The sequence below is a fragment of the Arenibacter certesii DSM 19833 genome (assembly GCF_000429545.1).
Taxonomy (GTDB): Bacteria; Bacteroidota; Bacteroidia; order Flavobacteriales; family Flavobacteriaceae; genus Arenibacter; species Arenibacter certesii.
Genome location: NZ_AUCB01000044.1, coordinates 17403 through 31790 on the forward strand (window position 1 = coordinate 17403; position 14388 = coordinate 31790).

10 protein-coding genes and 1 pseudogene are annotated in these 14388 nt (G+C 37.9%); 4 read left to right on the forward strand and 7 right to left on the reverse strand.

Annotated elements, in window-relative coordinates; all coding sequences use genetic code 11:
- The first annotated feature begins 16 nt into the window (after positions 1–16).
- The 3 genes from G466_RS0116965 to G466_RS0116975 all read left to right on the forward strand — a co-directional run bounded on the left by G466_RS0116965 (position 17) and on the right by G466_RS0116975 (position 3697).
- Positions 17–1642, forward strand: coding sequence for an SGNH/GDSL hydrolase family protein (locus G466_RS0116965; protein WP_034236031.1), 1626 nt, complete (start codon positions 17–19; stop codon positions 1640–1642).
- 189 nt (positions 1643–1831) lie between these two features.
- Complete coding sequence (gene atpD / locus G466_RS0116970) at positions 1832–3340, forward strand: F0F1 ATP synthase subunit beta (RefSeq protein WP_026814716.1); 1509 nt, start codon at positions 1832–1834, stop codon at positions 3338–3340.
- Between the two features lie 78 nt (positions 3341–3418).
- On the forward strand, positions 3419–3697 hold the full coding sequence (locus G466_RS0116975; RefSeq protein WP_026814717.1) for a F0F1 ATP synthase subunit epsilon: 279 nt from the start codon (positions 3419–3421) through the stop codon (positions 3695–3697).
- Between the two features lie 209 nt (positions 3698–3906).
- Here G466_RS0116975 and G466_RS0116980 read toward each other — a convergent pair whose 3' ends face one another.
- The 4 genes and pseudogenes from G466_RS0116980 to G466_RS24530 all read right to left on the reverse strand — a co-directional run bounded on the left by G466_RS0116980 (position 3907) and on the right by G466_RS24530 (position 8207).
- Positions 3907–4116, reverse strand: coding sequence for a hypothetical protein (locus G466_RS0116980; RefSeq protein WP_026814718.1), 210 nt, complete (start codon positions 4114–4116; stop codon positions 3907–3909).
- Between the two features lie 107 nt (positions 4117–4223).
- Entirely contained in the window at positions 4224–5165 is a 942-nt protein-coding gene (locus G466_RS0116985; protein ID WP_157373961.1) for a hypothetical protein, read from the reverse strand.
- A 374-nt stretch (positions 5166–5539) separates the two neighbouring features.
- Positions 5540–6490, reverse strand: coding sequence for a hypothetical protein (locus G466_RS23295; RefSeq protein ID WP_026814720.1), 951 nt, complete (start codon positions 6488–6490; stop codon positions 5540–5542).
- A 409-nt stretch (positions 6491–6899) separates the two neighbouring features.
- Positions 6900–8207 (reverse strand): annotated as a pseudogene (locus G466_RS24530) (erythromycin esterase family protein).
- A gap of 276 nt (positions 8208–8483) precedes the next feature.
- Between G466_RS24530 and G466_RS0117005 the strand changes: the two are divergent.
- Entirely contained in the window at positions 8484–9077 is a 594-nt protein-coding gene (locus tag G466_RS0117005; RefSeq protein ID WP_026814721.1) for a DUF4291 domain-containing protein, read from the forward strand.
- Here G466_RS0117005 and G466_RS0117010 read toward each other — a convergent pair.
- The 3 genes from G466_RS0117010 to G466_RS0117020 form a co-directional block, all read right to left on the reverse strand.
- The gene (locus G466_RS0117010; RefSeq protein WP_026814722.1) at positions 9049–9585 is read right to left on the reverse strand and encodes a hypothetical protein; all 537 of its coding nucleotides are present in this window, start codon (positions 9583–9585) and stop codon (positions 9049–9051) included. The genes G466_RS0117005 and G466_RS0117010 overlap by 29 nt on opposite strands.
- A complete protein-coding gene (locus tag G466_RS0117015; RefSeq protein ID WP_026814723.1) occupies positions 9578–11212 on the reverse strand; it encodes a hypothetical protein in 1635 nt (544 codons plus the stop codon). The genes G466_RS0117010 and G466_RS0117015 overlap by 8 nt, the downstream gene beginning before the upstream one ends.
- Positions 11203–14388 (reverse strand): fibronectin type III domain-containing protein (locus tag G466_RS0117020; RefSeq protein WP_169720769.1); only part of this gene is annotated, 3186 nt, incomplete at its 5' end. The genes G466_RS0117015 and G466_RS0117020, both read right to left, overlap by 10 nt.

Sequence of the window (14388 nt, forward strand, 5' to 3'; positions counted from 1 at the left end):
AAATATGAATTCTACGATGAAAAATATAAAATACGTACTATTGTCCGCCATCCTCATCGGGTTTACCGCATGTAGTGATGATGACAGCAATGATGTGGTTATTGTACCAGTCCCAGAGCTTAATACCGGGGAGTTAGATTTATCTACTTATGTGGCCGTTGGTGGTAGCTTTACGGCGGGTTATTCTGATAATGCGCTATTTAAAGCAGCACAGGAAAAATCTTTTCCAAAAATTCTATCAGAGCAATTTGCTCAAGGTGGGGGAGGGGATTTTACCCAACCATTGGCCAACGATAATTTTGGTGGCTTGGCGGTAGCTGGAAATAGAATTCTTGATCCGAGACTTGTCTTTGGAGGAGCTGGACCTGTAGCTATTGAATCTTTAATAGGACCTAAAACGGTAAGTACAGATATTGCGATTAACAACCCAACAGGTCCATTCAATAATTTAGGAGTACCAGGAGCAAAAAGCTTTCATTTTTTAGCGCCAGGTTATGGTAGCCTTGCTAATTTTCCTGTTGCTGCCAATCCTTATTTTGTTAGGATGACCGGAACAACACCAAATGCTTCAGTTTTGGAACTGGCAATGGCACAAAACCCTACCTTTTTTACACTTTCAGAAATTGGTGGTAATGATGTTTTAGGCTACGCACTTTCTGGAGGAGAGAGTGATACTAATGCGCCTAATTACAACCCTATTACGCCTAATGCGGTTTTTGAAGGTGCTTTTGCGGCATTGGTAAATGGCCTTACCGTTAATGGAGCGAAGGGTGCTGTTACCAATGTGCCCTATATCACTTCGTTACCGCATTTTACAACTGTTCCGCATAATCCTTTAGATCCAACAAATCCTGATTTTGGTCCGCAAATACCTATGTTGAATTCTATTTTTGGGGCAATAAACCAAATTTATGACGGGGTAGGTCAACCTAACCGTAAGGTTGTATTTTCTGAATCGGCTGCTAGTGCTGTAGTTATTAGAGACGAGACCTTAACAGATATTTCGGCTCAAATTACAGGTGCGTTAATGGCTAGTCCAACCTTTCCTGCATTTATTGCACAGTTTGGACTTCCGGCGCAAGCCGCCCCATTAGTTGCCAATTTGTTGGGATCTACCTATGGGCAATCCAGACAGGCTACCTCAGAGGATTTATTGGTGTTGAAAAGTAGTAGTATAATAGGTACAGTGAATACCGATTCTGTGGCCTTTCTAATGGGGCAGGGTCTTTCACAACAATTGGCGGGCCAGTTTTCTATAGAAGGAATAACCTTGCCATTAGTAGATAAATGGGTAGTTCTTCCCAGTGAACAAGAAGAAATTAAAGAGGCTACCGATGCTTATAATGCCACCATACAGTCTGTGGCCGATGCTAAAGGACTGGCTCTAGTAGATTTTAAGGACATTTTGCAAAAAGCAGCAACGCAAGGCGTTTCTGACGGAGATTTTATTTTCACTACTGCCTTGGTGCGTGGTGGGCTAGTGGGATTAGATGGAGTTCATTTAACCTCTAGAGGATATGCGGTAATGGCCAATAAATTTTTAGAAGCTATAGATGCAAAATATGGGTCAAACTTTATAGAAGCACAAGTAAAAGCTGATGTTGGAACGTATCCGACAAATTATAGTCCAACATTTCAGTAGATTAGGTGAAATTATCGATTTAAAACACCTTCTTTTCGGAGGCGTTTTTTTATATGTAAAAAACGTCCTAATCCCCCTTCTTTGTTTAATTAAAAAAATATATCTTTGCAGCGCGAAAAATGATATGGTAGTTTATGATGGACCAAAAGTTTTTCGAATTAATAAATTTCAACATTAAATACATAAGTAATGTCTAAAGTTACAGGTAAAGTTTCCCAAATCATCGGCCCGGTTGTGGATGTAGAATTTCAATCTGGAGCAGACCTTCCAAAAATATACGATTCTTTGGAAATCCAAAATGAAGATGGATCACTATTAGTATTGGAAGTGCAATCCCATGTTGGGGAAAGTACCGTACGGACAATTTCTATGGACTCTACGGATGGTTTAAGTAGAGGTGTTGAGGTTAAAGCAACAGGTAGTGCAATTCAAATGCCAATTGGTGATGCAGTTTACGGTCGTCTTTTCAATGTAATTGGTGATGCTATCGATGGTCTTGGAGATTTGCCTAAAGCGGGTAATGATGGTCTTCCTATCCATAGGGATGCTCCTAAATTTGAGGATCTATCCACTTCTACCGAAGTATTATTTACTGGAATTAAAGTAATCGACCTTATTGAGCCTTATGCAAAAGGTGGTAAGATTGGTCTTTTTGGAGGAGCTGGAGTTGGTAAAACAGTATTGATTCAGGAATTGATCAACAATATAGCAAAGGGACACGGTGGACTTTCCGTATTTGCTGGGGTAGGTGAGCGTACTCGAGAGGGGAACGACTTACTACGTGAGATGTTGGAATCTGGAATTATAAGATATGGAGATGACTTCCTTCAATCTATGGAAGAAGGTGGATGGGATTTAGCCAAAGTAGATAAAGAAGCTATGAAAGAGTCCAAAGCAACTTTCGTTTTTGGACAGATGAACGAACCTCCTGGAGCACGTGCACGTGTAGCCCTTTCAGGATTGACTATAGCAGAATATTTCCGTGACGGTGCAGGGGAAGCTCAAGGTAAGGACGTTTTATTCTTCGTAGATAATATCTTCCGTTTTACACAGGCAGGTTCAGAGGTATCGGCACTATTAGGTCGTATGCCATCTGCGGTAGGGTACCAGCCAACTTTGGCAACAGAGATGGGGGCTATGCAAGAGCGTATTACCTCAACAAAAAGAGGATCTATTACATCTGTACAGGCGGTTTACGTTCCTGCGGATGATTTAACGGATCCAGCACCAGCAACAACGTTTGCTCACTTAGATGCTACAACTGTATTGTCTCGTAAGATTGCTGAGTTAGGTATTTATCCAGCGGTAGATCCATTGGATTCTACTTCAAGGATCTTAACAGCAGATATTTTAGGTAAGGATCATTACGCTTGTGCTCAAAGAGTAAAGGAGTTATTACAACGATATAAGGAACTTCAAGATATTATTGCCATATTAGGGATGGAAGAATTGTCTGAAGAAGATAAATTGGCTGTAGGTAGAGCCAGACGTGTACAACGTTTCTTGTCACAGCCTTTCCACGTGGCGGAACAATTTACCGGTATCCCAGGGGTATTGGTAGATATTAAAGAAACCATAAAAGGATTTAATATGATTATGGATGGTGAGTTAGATCACCTACCAGAATCTGCATTTAACCTTAAAGGAACTATTGAAGAAGCTATAGAAGCAGGTGAAAAAATGCTTGCTGAAGCATAAATTAGTAGATAGTAGGCAGTTTAGGTTAATTGAAAAAGCAACCGAATTCTGAAAACTATATACGGAATACTATAAATTATGTATTTAGAAATTGTGTCCCCAGAGGCTACATTATTTACTGGAGAGGTTACAGCGGTAACAGTACCTGGTGTAAAAGGTGAGTTTCAGATGTTGAATAATCACGCACCTATTATTTCCTTACTAGAAGAGGGAAATGTAAAGATAAAGGGTAGTGTGGTCATTGATAAGAACTATGAAAGCAAGTTCACAAAGGATGCCAACGGTGATACCGTTCTGCATATTACCAGTGGTACCGTAGAGATGAAGAATAATAAGATAATTATATTGGCAGATTAATTCTATACCAATAAATAATTAATAAAAAGCCATGCCAACAGCATGGCTTTTTTGCGTTTTAGAGGAGCGTGATAATGAATTTTTATGGGGAGATGTTACTGAATTTTCAATGTCCTACTATTTTCATTGATGTTTGGCTCCGGTCTCTTCGCTAAGACGTAGAAATCTAGTCGCATTATGGTATAGGATATTTCGTTTTTCTTCTTGACTTAAAAAAATCTGTTGGTTTTGAGCCTATTCATCTGATCGTACCCAAGCATAACCCGTTTTCCAGATCCGGCATCAAATAAGCCCCTTAGGTACTCGTGATGGGCCTTTCTAGGGATGGCATAGCAGATTACCCCCACGTCTATATAAACTTGTGGGCGGGTCCATAAAACGGTTAGGAGGACATTTATCATTGGATAGCTGGCATGCATTGGGTAAATTCTCAGTCTTGAAGGTTTAATTAAAAGATCCTCTTCTACTAACGGACTATGTAAGTTTGCCCTATAGTACCCACCCCGGGCAGATAGTCAGTCGGGAATTATGGTAAGCTTAATATATTCTGTACCCATTTCTTTGCGGTGTACTGATGGTAGAGGTCATTATCTATTTTTTGATAGGGGGTACTTAGAAATTCCTCTGGGATATGTAGGTTCTGAATATCTATTACGTGAATGTTGTTAGGATTGTAAAAAGGATATTCTTTAATATGGCTATTATTGGTAATCAGTTTCTTTTCATTCCCCATAGCCTCAAATACTCTGAAGCTCAATCCATATTGTTCCGGGCGTTGTATATCTACAAAAACAGTCACCTGTCTTAAGTATTTGTCTATTTCTTGAATATCAATTTTGGAATGTATTACTTGAAATAGGGAGGTTTTAAGAGGTTTTTTTGAGAATAGGATGAATTGTGCCGGTATGTTATTACGGTGGCAATATTCAGCTAGCTTCTTCAATTTGGGATACCTAACGTCCTTGGAAGAGATATTAAATAAGCGAAGTGTGCTTTCTAAACTTCTAAAACGCTCCGTGGGTATAAAATTGGGGATAAATTTAAAATTATGTCTTTCGCAGTCAGAGGGTTCATAACTGAAAACTTCATCGAAGAAATGTATATAATGTTCTTGGATGGGCATTTTTTTTAAGCTATCAAATAAGTAAACGATATAGTCTTTAGTAATACTCTTTAAATATTGGTGGGTTCTTTTATTCAGGTATTGCGGATGGGTAACCAATACCTTGTCGTAAATTTTGGTTCCCGTGAATTCTTTGATAGTTATTTCCCTATGTTTTTTTTTGATGGAATTGCCGTTGATCTTTCTAAGAAAAGAAATAAAACGTTGACCAAAGTTCTTGTATTTAAACTCTAAGGGCTCCTTGCTGTAATATAAGATGTCCACATCATGACCCATATTTTCCAGTTCCTGGCGGGGAACTTCCATATACCCCATAATTTGATTTGATATTATTAAAATCCTCATTCTTAACAATTAGAATTTGGGGATAGTTCTATGTGTAGCATGATATATTGGCATCTAGGATAAAAGTAATTAAATTATTGGTGGTGGGTATGTATAAAAATATGCAAATTTGGTTTGATGGATAGGCAACACTTTTTTTTAGGGCATCATTGTGTTATTCAGTTATTAATTTCATTACGGGATTCCTCTCTGCTGCAGTATAGACTAATGGGAAAATATGAAATATAACTTTTATTTCCATGAAGCCATTGTTTTTTACTTTGCGCCAGTTGTGGGCAAGAAATACCATTACCCCAATTATTCCTGCCAAAGTATTGGTCTAAGGAGAATGGCCACCTTGCGGAACAGCACTTTATTTTCGTATAAATAAACACCTAGCCTGTGTGGCTAAATACCGTATCGATCCAGTGATCTACGCTGTACTTCACTAAAATCTCATCTGGAACTTTATGGTAAGGATCCTCTAAAAATGAATCCGGTACAATTGGATTATCGAAATCGATGACCAGAATATTCCGGGGATCATAAAAATCGTAATTGACCACATCGGTGTTGGTAGTAATGAGCTTCTTTTGAAAGGCCAAAGCTTCAAACATCCTAAAAGTAAGTCCCTTTTGGTCTCGTTTCTGAATGTCGAGCAATATTCTTGACTTGGCAAGATGCTTCTTAGTCTCTGAAATGGGTATATAGTTAGAGCTCAATTCTATATAATCTGACTTTATCGGCTTTTCTTTACGTACGATAAACTTACTATGATGGCCCGATTCGTGGAGCATCTTGGCAATTTTTTGTAAACAACCGAACCTATAGTCGTACGATGAGATATTATATACCAAAAATTCAAAATCTTTCTGTTCTGGATGAATTTTGTCATAATAATTGGTGATAAAATGCAGACCTTCTCTCGCAACATCCTCTTTCTCGTAGCTATAGACCTTGTCAAAATAGGGAATAAGCTTTCTCTTCACCGGAAAGTTGGCAATTGCATCAAAATAATAGGATATCAAACTATCCGTTTTTTGTTTTAGGAATGTCAAGAAATCTATTGTAAGCCAATCAGGCCTTATTACCAGTATATAATCTTGCTTTTCCATTAATCCGATTTCATGCTCCAAAGTGTCGCAACGAAATTGGGTTTTCATATTTTTACGGAGGAAGTTTTTTGAAAAAAAGTTCTGTGCTCTTTGAAAAACGGAGGAATAACTAAACTTAATGTCATGTGTATTGAAGTAGGTAACTTGGACTGTGTTTCTTCTCTCTAGAGCTGAAACCAACTGGTCTATATACCCAAATGAAAATGGTGCAATTATGGTTATTTTTGTCATAGGCAGCGGTAAAAGTAGTGATTAATACCCTTAAATAAACCCCTTTTCGGGGTTTATTTAAGGGTATATAATTTAGCTAGGATAACTTTAACGACCGAGTCTACATTTCCGCTGCACGGTTGTCATATTGGTAAAATCGATCATATTTGTTTCTGTCGTATTTTATAAAAGTTACAATTTGCATTCTCATCCGCTCTCCGATTAGTTTTGTTTGGTATCCAATATATTTTTCAAATTCGAAAATTAAATATTATTGGTAGTGGGATTCTATTTATTTGCTCATAATTACATAGCCATATAAAATTAAACTTATTTTTCCTATACAATATTTCTATTAGTCATCTATATAAGCACGATATCTTGCCATGCTCGCGGTTGATATAGCCATCTTTCAGTTATTGAGTTCAGTTTATCTTTTTAAAGCGTGCACTGCCGTAGTTCTCTTAAAAAAGAACAAGGCATCATAACGCATAGGCACTATGGTAGGTACAAACTGCCTTTGGTCCCATTTAGGATTATACACTACTCCTACCGCTCTATTTCCAGTTATTTTTAGGTTTTTTTCCGTGCGGTCTTCTTGGTCAAAAATTATATACATTTTTTCCAGGCCAAGTGTGTTTAATTCATACTCAATGCTGTTGGGTACCGCTGGGGGAATGGTCATTTCTTGCATTTTAGCACCCCACTTGGAGCCTGCTATTACTTTACCTTCGTAGGTGGTAAAACCGATTAAAAAAACATTCTCGTTTCCAAGGTCTGCGCGACTTAGTTGTCCTATGTTTTTCTCGCCTGACCTTCTCATATTAGTATATTCTGCATCCCCAATATGCGTATTATGAGCCCAAATTATACCTTTTGAGTGTTCCCCGTATAGGGTTAGCAGCTCATTAACGGTTCCATGCATATGATGAACCCTCGAATTCCATGAAACATCGCCTGATGCAGCCACGCTTTCTCTATAAAACTCTTCAGCATTATGAACAACTACTGCATTCTGAAGTAGATAAAAATAGGTGTCCTTGGAAAGTTCTTAGAAGTTTTCAGGATGATTTCTTATATACTCTACTACATTCTTAGTGGCTGTAGCGCATGCATTTTTTCCGGTCTGTACTGCTCGTGCATACGTCCAACTATCTCCTTTGTGGGGTGCAAAACAATTGTACTGTTCCTTTACATATTTATAAGCAATTTTATTGGTCTCTTTTAAGAGCTCTAATACTACTTTTTTAGAATTCCACTCATCGTATACATCCATACCATAAAAGCCAACCTTTTTATCTTGAGGTAACTGATCGTTATATTTTCTAAGCCATTCCGCGAGATTTACCACCTCTTCATTGGCCCACATCCATGTTGGCCACCTATTAAGTAGTAATAAAACCTCTTTTGCTGAGCTGGCGGCGCCGTCCAAGTTTTTTACATAACGATTAAGATGGTATAGGCTTGCAAAATCGCCTTCTACGGCAATAAAGCTAAACCCCTGTTCTGCTATTAACCTGCGACTAATCTTATCGCGCCACAGGTAATATTCGTGTGTGCCATGACTGGCCTCGCCCAATAAAACCAATTCCTTGTTGGCAGCAGCTAAAATTAGTTCGTCTAAACTGGCGTCTCGATTAAGGGGGATTGCTTTTTCTGCTAGCAGCTGTGCATTACACGATACATAGCTAAAAAACAATAAGATTTTAAAAAGTAACTTCATTTCTAGTAGATTCATAGGTAAATGAATGTAACCATAATTAAGGTGGTTGTCAAGTAAATAGGGATTTCTAGCTGTCGGCCCCGGCTTTGGGTACAAAGAAGGAACCCCTAGGAGGTGGTGAATCCGAAATAGCCAAGTTATATTATATTGGACATAATTAACAAATTAATCTACTGATGAGGTGTAGGGGTCAATGCAGGGATAATTTATAACTCAATATTTAACTATATATTTCTTGATTGTTCTACGAGACTTTGAAATTTTAGTATTTTTAAAATTTAGACCAATTATATGGAAGATAGGATAATCCGTGCTGTTTTTGACGAAGAAACAATAACTGTCTATCAAGCTTACAGACCTGAGATTACTAATCCTGCATTAATAAACCAAAGATTCGTACCTCCATTTAAAATGGAGAGAATGACATGGATAAAGCCATCATTTCTATGGATGATGTACCGTTGTGGTTGGACTCAAAAGGAAGGACAAGAGCACGTTCTAGCGATAAAAATAAAACGAGAAGGTTGGGAGTGGGCAGTGAAGAATGCTTGTTTATCCCATTTTGTTAAGGAAATTGATTCTTCAACAGATGAATGGAAAGAGACTTTGCGTACGGCCCCTGTACGTATTCAATGGGACCCGGAAAGGGATATTTTCCTCAATAATTTGGACTACCGCTCTATACAAGTGGGGTTGACTGGCATAGCAGTAGAGAAATTTGTAAATGATTGGATCGTTTCTATTGAGGACATTTCTGAGAAATGCAGACACATTCATTCTCTCGTTTTAAACAAAAAAATAGTGGAAGCAAAACAATTACTCCCTCTAGAAAAGGTTTATCCTCTACCTAATAATCTTAAGATTCGGATTCATTATTCTTCTTAAATTCCCACCTACCCATGCTTTTTCTTTTTTTAATTTGATGCAAGGCTAAATCTTTAATCTGAATATCATCTGATTTGGCAAGTTCTTCCAGCGCCTCAATATTATATGGTTCTGGTTGTGCGCCAATTGCATACATTATTTTTTTGATGTAGGATATATTGTCTCCATTTTCAAAGATATATTTAGGCACGTTATTAATAGCATTAAGTAAATACGGAATATTATTTTCTGATGTATTAAACCTGTTTTGAAATAATCTAATAATATCTTCGTTTTCTGCGTGCCATTCTTTAGAGATCAAATTTAATAGGACGTCTTTGGAATCATCGATATTATCTATTATAAAGCCTATAAATAAAGTTTCTTCCAATAATTTTCGGTCTTTATTTGCTAAAGCTTTCTCAAAGGATTTCTTAATCTCATTAGAATTTATTTTTGATTTATATTTTTTTATTTCGTCTTTAGTGATTTCATTTTTCCAAAACTTAGACATTAAGGTGTTAATCATAATTTTTGGGATTAATTTGTATTAATTCAAATTCTAGTAAATTATCATTAAATATTTGAAGGGCGGTGCCTTTTCCTAAGGCAATATTTACCTGAGTACCTTCCTTTTTAAATCTAGCTCTTGTCTGATTCCAATTTCCTCCAATATCTTGATTAGTTGGCAAATCACCGAATTGTTGTTTAACTAAAATACTCCCATCAGTAATGCCAATATCAATTAAATCATTAATAGTTCCTAATTTAAGTTTAAATTTCATCAAATATCCATTGTAATCTTCCGAAAAAGATTGATTTGGAGAAGTAGTACACTCCCCTGTACCTAATAATCGATTATTAGCTTCCAAATCATCATAATTCGACTTGCTTATAGCCCGGTAAAAAACTTCTCCTTTTTCATAAACTTCATAATCACCAATATTTTTTACAAAAGACCCTAAATTCAGATTGTCAACTAATTTGGCTTTCGCCTTAACCATTTTCCATGCATCAAAACCTTCAGAGCGTAAAATATCAGAAGTGACTTCGGTTTGGGTTTTAAATGTTTTTTTGATATAATTATCAACGAACTCAATATCATCTATCCTCGACCCTAAATCAGTTTCGCCAACTTCATTTAGAACCTTCCAACTATTGAATAGCCCATCATTTTCGGCAAATAATTTAAGCTCATTTACATTATCCGCGAAGTCATTTACAAAGAAACTGGCGTCACCATTTAATGCCTTAACTTTTTCTAATAGCGCTAGTCGTTGCCCATCAGTTAGATTGGTCTTATTTAAAGACTTAAGGAAGGAATCTAATTTATCTGCTTCTACTCCGTCTAATAAACGTAATACACCAATAGCATCTTCCGTTTGATTAACGATATCCTTAGTTGAATCAATTTTTGTTATTATGGTTCCTCCAAATTGACTTTGTACGTCATCACGAATATTAAAGGTTGTATTAGAACCGAAATCTATATCTAGTCCGTCTTTAAAATCTTTCTTTGCGTCCTTTAAATTATCTGCAAAGGAAGAAACTAACGGTTTTTCATTTGAAGAAGAAATCACTTGATCGGCTTTCTTTAGTTCGTACCCAACCAATTCACCTTGATTAGAAAATTTGGCTACCAGAGTAAATCTATTATTGCTTTTAACAAAAGCTACTCCGTATTGAGTTATTCCAATCGCCGCAACGGAAACTGCATACATTCCAGCTTCAGTTCTTTTTCCATTGGCTAAAGCGTAAACTAATCCTAATGCATCTGGGATAATATCTGCTCCAATTGGAGCCAATGATATTGAAGCAACATCCAAAATTGAGAATATAACCTGATGAGTGTCTATCTCCTCATAAAGATGGTATCCTTTGATGGCTTCAATATTTTCATCACCAATAGTGTAGGCTAGATTAGTAATAAAATCTCCATACTCTTCTTTTGCCTGGTGTAAATAGGTATAAGCAACAATTAAGCCCTGATGATCATGAGGGTTTAAATAGGTTTCTCTAAATAAAACTCCTTTTTTTCCTTGAACGTGAGTGAACCTATCTTCTGGGGGCGAACGTTGACCTGAATTAGCTAATTCTAATGCCTTTATATCGTAAGTTAAGCTTTCGGAAACAGCTTTTTCATATTTTACCCCCATTGGACCAATTTTTCATTATAGGTCAACAAGGCAATCCTAAATTCAGATTGTTTTTTCTCATAGTCTTTCTTCTTGGGCTTACTATTTTTAATAGATCTACCTTCTGTTTCCAACTCCCTTAGAAAATCGTACTTATTACTTTTATAGACTGATACTGCTTGGATAAAAGGAATTCCTCTGACTTTATTTGATGCGGATTTCTCTACCAAAGAAACGCTTCGGTCAGCCAAAAGATAACTATAGGTAATAGTGGCAGGTTTTTCTATTCCGGTGTATGCACCAATAATGAATTGGAATAAATCCTCTTTCGCCTTGAAATCGAAATAATTAATGGGTACAATTTCTTCAGACGATTGGGCAAAACCAGCTTGCAAACATTTAGTAATGGACAATACACCGTCCCTTGCTCGAATAAATGGAACAATTACAACTACATTGTTTTCTGTATCAGATAGCTCACTCCTTTTCAATATTTTTTGAGCCATGATATCTAGAGCGTCCGATGTAAGTTTTGTAGTTACTTGTTGAAATACAACGTAAAAATTAGTTTCAGTTTTTTCCTTAAGTACATATAGTTTATCTTCGATAACTTCAGCGTGATCTCCAAAAGTATTCTCAAAATTTACTAAATGGTAAAACTCTCCCTTTGGCCTATATAAATTACCGAATACGTTTCTTCTTTCTTTATAATTTGAGTTAAGCTTTTTTACGGCGCTATTGATCCAATTATCATCAATTATTTTACTTTCAGGTAGAACCTCACAAAAACTTGGATGATATTTAAACGGATCAACTTTTGGCACCATATTTTCCTCAGTACATGTGATGTCACCTTCATAGGTAATAGCCTTATTGCTATAATTAATTTTAGAGCCTATATTGGAGTTAACAACTTGACCATATGTTGTGGAATAATATTTACTTCTACCACATCCACCATATCTGTATAGATAAACTTTCTGATTTACATCTAGTCCGGAAATCTTTATCGAGTCGATTGTGATTTTTTCACTTTTTGAACCTTTAAGAAAATATCCCAAGAACGTTTTGCCGTCAAAGATTGCTGAATACGGCTTGCCATCCTTTATAAAACCTGGTATTGTTCCCTGTGGTAAATGTTCATCTACGTAACTTGAAAAAATTTGATTTGTTCCTTTAACCTTTATAGGTGTCCATTCGGGCGTAAACCAAATCTTCCCTGCTATCTCCCCCTCATCATCATCTTGAAACACATAGAACTTCAGTTGGGGATTATGCATTTGCTTCCAATCTATATGGCTTAGGAGGGAGCCGTCCTTATAATCCATTAACCATTCGGTTTTCCCTTCTATATTTTTACCGTATTGGTCAAAGGGGTGGCGCAGGGCAAATACACCATGGCCTATCTCGTGGGCTATGGTCTTGGCCAGGTCTTTCTTGCCCTCTTCTTCCGCATCAAGGTTATTGTTGAAAATAAAGCCGTACTGCCGTTGTAACGGCATAAAGCCGGCTATTGGCTTGCTGGGTGGTACATCGTTGCCAAAAACAAAGAGGTAGTAGGTACTGTTGTTATAGTTGAACTGGTTTTTTAGATGGGATAGTATTTCTTTCTGTTCCCGGTTGTAATTCGTAAGCCACGGACTTTCACCGATGTCCAATTTTTGATTCTCTCCTAATAGAGAAGGGTCTAATGTGATGTTTTCGCTATGGATGGAAACATTAACGCTGGTAACCCCTTTTTTAAAGATGGCCTTAACATCCGTGGATACTTTGTCCGGAATTTTAGCCCCGTTAACGCTTACTAATACTACATCTACGGCTCTGTCCGTAAGGTGCCAAAGAATAAAGGCCCCGGCAGTCAATTGTTTAGTGCTGTCCGTTTTGGATTGGACAACGGCGTATATCGTCTGGTGCTCAAAACTGTAGTGGCCCTTAAGGTGGAGTCGCACTGTATTTCTGCCCTGTTTGGACCAAGCTATCTTTTCTCCCTGTGGTGTTTTAAAAACTATACTATCCAAGGGATAAGGGTCGTTCCCGGATTGTTTAATGATGGCATCGATATAGGTATTTGGCTGATTCTCTTTTGCATCATTCTCCACTGCTTGGTGTATCAGAATATAGTCCTTGCCTTCGGCATCCTTTATTGTGGGATATTCTTTCTGGATGCTCGGATGGTCTTTAACACCATCGGGAATTTGGTCGAATCCGTATGCTCCCGGAACTTCTTTAAAGGTGATCTGGATGTCTCTTGCTGTTAATCGTTCCAATTGTCCATCCTTGGAAATCCCCTCTACATTATTGGCGGTAACGGCACCTCCCTTATCTATTTGTCCGCCCTCGCTAATTTTGCCCGAAGCGTCAATATGGTACACCAGTTTATTACCGTCTATTACCACTTTATCATCGCCCAAGGGTTCAGAGATACTGGCCCCGTTAACTGGATTGGTTATGGTTACCATCCCATCTTTCATTTTAATGTATTTGGCTAGGCTGTCTTTGTGGATGGCAAAGTTTACACGCATCTCGTCCAGGTCGTTATCGCCTTCGAAGGGTTCGGCCACCAGGTCAGAAACGGTATCTATGGTCGCTACAGCCACATCCACATCCAAGATATTCTTCATATCTGGATCGTACTTGGTAACCACCATACCCTCTGCCAATTGGTTGTCGGTATTGACCAGTACATTGGTGAACTCCACCGCTACCTTTATACTGTTCAGATAAGGAATACTGACATAGCCTTGCCCTGAGAATCGGCCATTTTCGCCATTTACTTTCGTAAGGGTAATGGGGAAGTCCCCAGCAGTGAACTGCTCCCCAGAAGTGATAGTGGGTAGGGGCTCTTTGTTTGTTAGGCTAAAGTTGGGCACAATGCCACATTCGTACATGCTGGCCTGATTGTCCACAATAAAAGTGGTAAACTGTTTTACCATGCTCCAATCGCTACCGGTTACCGCACATTTCTTCTGTAATTGGTATTCGTAGGTGGTGCCTGCCTTTAGGTCCCAAAGGGTGAGCTGATTGGTGGTGGTCTTACTAATGAACCATGCGTTCTCTCCCCCTTTAGGGGAGTTGGAGGGGTCTTTTCTTCGGTAACGCACTGTATACTCCGGTACTTCGGTGGAAAGGTCCTCCCAAAAGATATTGGCATTGGTACTGCCCTTTACTTCGTGATTCAAGCTCATAGGAAGCGCGCA